The 7,571-nt window shown below is 43.6% G+C and carries 6 protein-coding genes; 4 read left to right on the top strand and 2 right to left on the bottom strand.

Annotated features, from left to right (window positions below; translation table 11 throughout):
- Nucleotides 1-140: 140 nt before the first annotated feature.
- Nucleotides 141-803: a transposase gene (locus tag RJ41_RS14100; protein WP_039222088.1), complete on the top strand. Its 663-nt coding sequence runs from the start codon at nucleotides 141-143 to the stop codon at nucleotides 801-803.
- A gap of 17 nt (nucleotides 804-820) precedes the next feature.
- Here RJ41_RS14100 and RJ41_RS14095 read toward each other — a convergent pair whose 3' ends face one another.
- On the bottom strand, nucleotides 821-1,711 hold the full coding sequence (locus tag RJ41_RS14095; RefSeq protein ID WP_039222084.1) for a LysR family transcriptional regulator: 891 nt from the start codon (nucleotides 1,709-1,711) through the stop codon (nucleotides 821-823).
- Between the two features lie 218 nt (nucleotides 1,712-1,929).
- On the opposite strand from RJ41_RS14095, the gene RJ41_RS14090 reads away from it, so the two are divergent.
- Genes RJ41_RS14090 through RJ41_RS14080 form a run of 3 tightly spaced genes read left to right on the top strand, consistent with a single transcriptional unit; the run spans nucleotide 1,930 to nucleotide 6,203 of the window.
- The gene (locus tag RJ41_RS14090; protein ID WP_084081895.1) at nucleotides 1,930-3,702 is read left to right on the top strand and encodes an ABC transporter transmembrane domain-containing protein; all 1,773 of its coding nucleotides are present in this window, start codon (nucleotides 1,930-1,932) and stop codon (nucleotides 3,700-3,702) included.
- On the top strand, nucleotides 3,703-4,755 hold the full coding sequence (locus RJ41_RS14085; protein ID WP_039222081.1) for an HlyD family secretion protein: 1,053 nt from the start codon (nucleotides 3,703-3,705) through the stop codon (nucleotides 4,753-4,755). It begins immediately after the preceding gene.
- A complete protein-coding gene (locus tag RJ41_RS14080) occupies nucleotides 4,749-6,203 on the top strand; it encodes a TolC family protein (RefSeq protein WP_039222079.1) in 1,455 nt (484 codons plus the stop codon). The genes RJ41_RS14085 and RJ41_RS14080 overlap by 7 nt, the downstream gene beginning before the upstream one ends.
- 234 nt (nucleotides 6,204-6,437) lie before the next feature.
- Here the strand turns inward: RJ41_RS14080 and RJ41_RS14075 are convergent, their stop codons facing one another.
- A complete protein-coding gene (locus RJ41_RS14075) occupies nucleotides 6,438-7,250 on the bottom strand; it encodes a hypothetical protein (RefSeq protein ID WP_039222076.1) in 813 nt (270 codons plus the stop codon).
- Nucleotides 7,251-7,571: the final 321 nt, after the last annotated feature.

Genomic DNA, 7,571 nt, shown 5'->3' with positions numbered 1-7,571 from the left:
TCATGACTCTGACCCCAGTGCTTCACTGACTCCAACAACTTCGTTGCTGAACTTTGAGCCTAATTTTCTAGGTACAGGATTGTACTCCGCAAAAGTCCACTTATCATCGATAAGTAATAACGACTAATCGGAGCTATAGTATGGCAAGAAGGAGAAGGATTTCCCCAGCAGGTTTCCCTGTACATATTATTCAACGCGGCAATAATCGTTCTAATTGCTTTCTAAGTGAAAAGGACTTTATTGCTTACGTAAAATGGCTCAATGTCTACGCGAAAAAGTTTAATATACATATACATGCCTGGGTATTGATGACAAATCATGTGCATTTACTTTGCACACCTCAAGAAGATAATAGGGGGGTAAGTGCAATGATGCAGTCAATCGGTCGAATGTATGTAAGAAGATTTAATGCAAAATATGGGCGTACCGGAACATTATGGGAAGGGCGTTTTCGTTCCTGTGTAGTGGATTCAGAGAAATACTTAATGACTGTGTCACGCTACATTGAGCTCAATCCAGTAAGAGCTGGCCTGGTGAAACACCCAGCTAAATATAAGTGGTCAAGCTATCATCGCAATGCGCGTGGGGTTCACACCTCATTATGCACTGAGCACCCAATATATACATCATTAGGCACAGATCCTGAAGCACGGCAAAAGTCTTACAGCGCACTTTTTCATGACGAACTTTCAAATAAAGATATAGAGCGTATTCGAACATACAGTCAAATAGGTAAGGCGCTTGGCTCAGAACAGTTTAAAACGCGACTACATGAAGCATTGGGGTCAGAGTCCCGACTCTGACCCCATAACTCAGAGCGTCACGCTAAAATTTCGCGAGCCGAGGCAACAATCGCTTCACTTATCGTGTAGTCGGCACGGCTTTTACCGGTAATGGCGTAGTATCTTTCATTAAGGGTATTGGCGTTACCAATACAGTGCACGCCGTACTGTTCTTCAACGTGCTTCGAAATAGCAGAAGGTGCGCAGAATACGCCGAAGTCCTCACTGCCAAATAACTTCAGCAACGCGGTATCATCAAACTCAGCAACAATTTTGGGGTAAAGCTGCTCGGCTTCAAGCCAGCTTGTCAGCGCTTGTCGTATTCCAGAAGTATTACCTTGAATAAGCAGCGGCATTTGGTTTAAACAGTCGGGGAACTGTAACCCTTCACTTAGGGGGGATTTACCAAAAAAGCTCAAAGAACTTTCCCCTAGGAAGAAGCTATTTGCACTAATTTGTGTGCCAGGCGCAATGCCTCTGTCGGCAACAATAAAGTCAATTGCGTTAATGGCGAGCTCTTTTAATAAACCGTCAAAGCTATCTTCTTTAATAACGTACTTTACTTGCGAGAATTTACGCATGGTATCGTGCACAAAATCGTAAAAAAGCACTTTTGGAATTCCATTTGTAATACCTATTACGAATTCTTTCGTATTCACTTCATCGCTATTGTTAAGTATTTCAGCCAGTTGGTTACCCTTGTGAAATATTTCACTGGCATACTGATAACTTACTTTACCCCGTGCATTTAGGTACAGCCGTTTGTTTATTCTGTCGAATAATGAATAACCCAGCTGACTTTCAAACGTGCTGAGTTGCCCGCTTACCGTTTGCGGGGTAACGTGGAGTAACTTAGCGGCTTTGGCAATGCTGCCTTCGCGGGCCACAAGATAAAAATAATAGAGGTGATGGTAGTTTAGGTGATGCATACTTAATTAAGACGCTAAATACTATTAAATAATAGAGCGGTGAGAAAAAGTACTCTGACCCCATTATTTATAATGACAATTATTTTCGATGAACTATTAAGAATATAACAGATTTATTCTAACTAACCATTGCAATACACTATAGGCGTTGTTTCATAGATGCAGTAAACAACGCATAACTAATTTTTCCAAGCTAGCGGTATATTGAAGACATAACTATGGCTAAACCAATAGATTTACGTAAAACGCGAAAAACACTTTTTTCGTTACTAAGACCTGAAGCTGGCTTTTTTTGGGTTGCTATCGCTTATGGCGTGGCAATCAGTTTGATGACACTGGCAGTACCTATTGCCGTACAAACGCTAATTAATAGTATCGCCAATATTGGCTCTACCCGAGCAGTCATCATACTGGCCGTTATTCTTTTCCTTACTCTGTTTATATCAGGTGTATTCAGCGCCCTTCGTATGCGCGTTATGGAATTTTATGAGCGCAAGGTTTACGCGCGTCTTACCGCTGACTTAGGGCTTAAAACCATCCTTGCCCCGCATAGTTTTTTTGAAGGTCGCCAGAACGTGAGCATTACGCAGCGTTATTTCGACATTATGACGTTTCAAAAGAATATGCCTTCTCTCATGATCGACGGTTTCGCATTGGTATTACAAATGCTGGTGGGTTTCACATTGGTTTCTTTTTACCATCCAGCCCTTTTCGCATTTAACGTAGTGCTTCTTCTAACCATGTACGCCGTATGGAAAATTTGGGGCCGCGGCGCTAAGCGTACCGCCATTGAACTTTCTCACGCTAAATATGATTCAGCAAAATGGCTACACGATATCGCGACCGCTCATGAGTTTTTCAAATCTGCCGATCACGTCGAATACGCCGGCCGCAGTACCGAAGGCTACATAAGCAACTACGTTAAGAAACACAAGAGCCACTTCCACTACACCTTTTCGCAGGTGGTTATGTTCCTACTGATGTATGCCGTAGCAAGTGCGTCATTATTAGGTATAGGTGGTGTGCTTGTCGTACAAGGCGAGCTGTCTATTGGTCAGCTCGTTGCAGCTGAGCTTGTTATGTCAGCCGTATTCTTCGGTTTGTCGCGTTTCACTCAGTACCTTAAACTATATTATGAACTGTATGGTGCCGCCGAAAAGCTGGGTGGTGCTTTGGCTATGCCTCAAGAAGAGCTAAATGCTTCAGAGCATATACCAGCATCGTCTAAACTCGTTTTTAACGATGTAGAGTTAAAACATGGTAATGATTCCTGCAACCTTAATGTGGTGTTTGAACCAGGCACGAAATACTTTGTTACCACTGACAAAAGCTGGGTTCAAAAACAATTACTCGGTTTATTAAAGCAATACGACCGCGTTAAATCGGGCGATATATTGTTGGGGGAGCTTAGCCTAAACGACTACGACACCCATGAACTAAGGCAAGCCGTCACTATATTAGACCGCTCTTTAATTATTGAAGTATCTATAGAGCGCTATCTAAAACTAGCTCATCCACAGGCAACTATTGCCGATATACGTGCTGCGCTTGAAGAAGTAGAAATGACGAAGGTTATCGATAGCTTGCCTGAAGGTTTGCAAACTAAAGTGTCGGTATTGGGCGCGCCTTTGCAACCGCTTGAGTTCTTGCTGCTTAAACTGGCCGCCGCCATTATTGGGAAACCCAAACTTCTTATATTAAACCAGCACTTTGATGCTATACCCATAGAGCTGCGGACACGATTGCTTAGACGCCTAAGCAAGTACGACTTTACTGTAATGTATTTTACAAATATGCCAATACCAGATTGCTTCGAGGGTGTATTGCACTTACACGACAATGCCACCGCCATGTTAAACGAATATACAAATGGTGAATCGCCGGTTGCCAGCGTGAAAGAAAGTACTAGTGCTATGAATGCCCAGACCAATAGCGCACAAAAAGCTGATGTTCAAAAGAACGATGAGAAAAATAACAAGGAGGACAAGTAAGTGAATAACGCAGAACGTCGCTTTCTAGATAACATTACTTCTTTGCCTGCTTTGAAAGTACCTAAGCTACATCGCGTTATTACTGGAGTAATAATCTTCTTGGTGCTGGCCGCTGGTTTGATACTGTACTTCACCCCTTGGATCCAAACCGCCTATGGCACGGGTATGGTCGACTCGCTCGACCCGAAAGACAGAACTCAGCCTATCAATGCCCTTGTCGATGGGCAGGTAAAAAAGTGGCATGTGAGAGAAGGTCAGCAGGTAAAAGCGGGGGAGCCAATCGTCACGCTAATTGATATCGATGCCCAGCGTCTTGAGAAGCTGCAGTCTCAGCTTTCGGCAGCGAACCTGAAAAATCAAGCTAATGAAACGGCGGTAAGAAATGCCGAAAACAACTTGGCGCGGCAAAAGTCATTGCAGGAGCAGGGCTTGGTATCACGCAAAGAAGTAGAACAAGCTGAAATCAAAGTACAGGAACTAAGGGCAAAAGCTGCAGCGTCGGTATCTGAAATAAACGAAGTAAGTATGACGTTGTCTCGCCAATCTACCCAGACTAAGTTTGCGCCGGTAGACGGCACAGTGGTGCGTTTGCTGTCGGGGGGCGTGTCTACCTTCGTTAAATCAGGGGATATTCTAGGTCAGTTCATTCCTGCCGATGCCAAGCGTAGTGTACGGGTAACGGTTAGAGGTCTAGACGCACCGCTAGTAAAACCTGGCGCGAAGGCACGTCTGCAGTTTGATGGTTGGCCGGTTTTCCAGTTTAGCGGGTGGCCAGGAAGCGCAATAGGAACTTTTGGCGGTGAAGTGGTATATGTAGAGCCGGTAGCCAACGCAACGGGCGATTTTAATGTTTGGATAAAGCCTGATGAGTCAGATATTCCATGGCCAGCTGAAAGCTCTGCTCGCCTAGGTAGCCGGGTAAAAGCATGGGTACTATTAGAAGAAGTTCGTTTAGGTTATGAAATGTGGCGACAGTTAAATAACTTCCCACCGTTACCCACACAGCAGCCATCTTCAGGAGGAGCGAAGGGCTCAGGAGCGTCAATATGGTAATGCGCAGATTGTTTTTTACTGCAATTGCTCTAGCTACCTATATAGATGGGAGTGCATCTGGCGCATATTCGCAGACGCAAAATAGTCACCAAGTGCAAACTCAAAGCGCTAGACAGGCGCCAACCATTGAAGCGTTGATTAATAGCATGGTGAATTATCACCCGTACGTGCTGGCAATTAACGAAGGAAACTATCAAGCGGCAGCTGAGCTTGAGATAGCAAGAAGCAGTTTCGACCCCTTCATTGAACAGAAAACGAAAAGCCGGGTATCGGGTTACTACGATGGGACAAACCTCACACAACGTTTTACAAACCCTATTGAAGATTTTAACGGGGCAGTATTTGGTGAGTACCGGATAGCAGGTGGAGACTTTCCAAGTTATGAGGGGGATTACGATACGCTATCGGGCGGCGAAGCTAGCGTGGGTATTGCTATGTCGCTGTTACAAAATCGAGAGATAGATAAGCGTAGGACTGAATTGCGTAATGCAGGGTTGGCTACGTCCCAGTGGCAGGCATTAGCCACAAGCCTGATTAACGGCTTTGTCTACAAAGGCGTAAGTGAATATATTGCATGGTACGAAAGTGCATCACAAATTCAAGCGGTTACCGAGTTACTTGATACGGCGTCTGAACGTGAAAAAGCGTTGGTTACTCGAGTGGAGAAGGGCGACTTAGCCAGTATTGTGCTTACCGAGTTTAAAGCCAATTTGCTTCAACAGCGTTTAACATTGGCCGAACTTAAACAAAAGCGCGACATGCACGCGCAAATGCTATCTTTTTACTGGCGTTCACCCAGTGGCGATATGTTAGCAATTAATAGTGAGCAGCCGCCTAGTGAAATAAGCTGGCCCTACTGGGTTGGCAACAGTCAGCTGGTTACGCTTCGCAATGCACTGCGTAACCACCCTGAATTAGACGTAATGAAGTTGGAACAGCAGGTGGTACAAAATAAGGTAGCGCTTGCTGACAATGCATTACTACCAAAGCTTGATCTTACCGCGTCTATTGCTAGAGATGTGGGGGCGGGCTCGGAAACACTGGAGGGCACAGAAACGAAAGTAGGTTTGTCGTTCTCTTATCCGCTAGGCAATAGAAAGGCAAAAGCAGAGCGAGCTCAACTTCAGTCAAAGCAAAGGGAGCTTGCACACAAGCTAACATCCACACAGCAAGCTATTGAACAACGGTTCGAACAAGCCCTAGTGTACTGGTCGCAAGCAAAAGACATTGTGGCATTGCAAAGCGAAAATGCGGCATTAGCAAAAACCTTGTCTAAAGTAGAAAGAACACGCTTTGACGCAGGTGATAGTGATATGTTTGTATTGAATGCGCGAGCTCAGAACGAAATTAAGGCGAAGATCAAAGAGATTAAAGCTAAGGTCGACTTACTAAAAGCAGAGCTGATGCTTTATAAAGAGGCCGCCATGCTATATTCATTCGAAAGTTAAAGGTTCTTATTAACACAGATTTTTGATGAAAAGAGCAGGGCAAACTCCGCTTGCCATTAGCGACTATAAATCTTACGGGCATAAAAGAGATGATAGTCGCTTAATAGGTAGTAGCCTTTACAAATAGCATAGCCACGATAGTAACCAACAAAGCAGCGACTAATAGAGTGATATAAAAAAATGGCGTACTGAGCTAATCAATACGCCGTTTTTTATAAACTTAGTTTTTAGGGCTTAATTACCTAATGCACTATTAACGTCGTCCTCGCTCAGTCCGGCAGACATAGCGTACTCTTTTAACTTATCTTGAGAGACGCCTGCGTGTTGTGCAGTATTTAATATACGCATTACTTGTTCACGCTGCTGGGCCGACTCTCTTACAGCTGTTTCAACTACCGTTTCCGCTTCGTTTGGAAATACGGCTAAAAGTGCGTCTACTACATATTCGCCAACAAAGGGCACTGCATTTAGCGCACTAGCCATAATGTCGACGATTTTGTTTGGATGCTCTTTAGATAATGTTTGTACAATACTATCTGCCGCATCGGGTTGAGTTAATACAGCCACGCGCACAATCTCATCTAATTCTTCAGGTGTGGACACGGCCGCTGCTTGTACCACAAAGTCGACATAAGTAGGTTCTGCTTTAATGGCTAACTGAACAATGTTAGGGCAGCTACTCACTTCTTTCTCGATAGCCAGCTGAACAATTTCTTCAGTTGAGGAAGGCTGCGCCGAAATGGCTGCAAAGATTATTTCTCGATATTTATCAGGATAAGTATCTAGTGCAATGTCTACGATAGACACTATTTCCTGCGGGTAGTGACCAGCAATAGAGCTAATTGCACGTCCTACAGACATGGTCTGATCAACTTGACGTTTTAGAAAGGCTGTTTGAAAGCGATTCGACTCTTCAACGGATTTTTCTACGCTCGCTGAAGTGGATGGCTGAATAACATCATCAGAAGAAGTGTCTTGTGCCATTGCCACGTGACTAACTTGAGAAGCTAGTAGTGCTGCTGATAGCAATGTAAGAGTTCGTAACATAAACCCACCTTTATAATTATTGCGTAGTCAATTTCTGACACCACCAGTATTAATACATTTATAAAGAATACAAAGCGTAGGTCATTTACGCTTATATACATTCTTATACGTATTCCTTTACGCAAGCCTTAATATCTATCGCTAATATTAAGCATTTATATAATAACGGCAGGATCAAATACTACTTTAAGAACTACTACTTTATAGGATCTGAATTCCCATCCTATTAGTAATTAGTCCATATTGTCTACTAATCATCACATTTGAATGAAAAATAGACGGTTAGTTCAGTTTTTTCATCTTTTTTAAAATAAGTGTTGA

Origin of the sequence: Alteromonas marina, from assembly GCF_000808575.1 — a bacterium.
Lineage (GTDB): Bacteria > Pseudomonadota > Gammaproteobacteria > Enterobacterales > Alteromonadaceae > Alteromonas > Alteromonas marina_A.
This window is presented reverse-complemented; position numbering and strand designations above follow the sequence as displayed.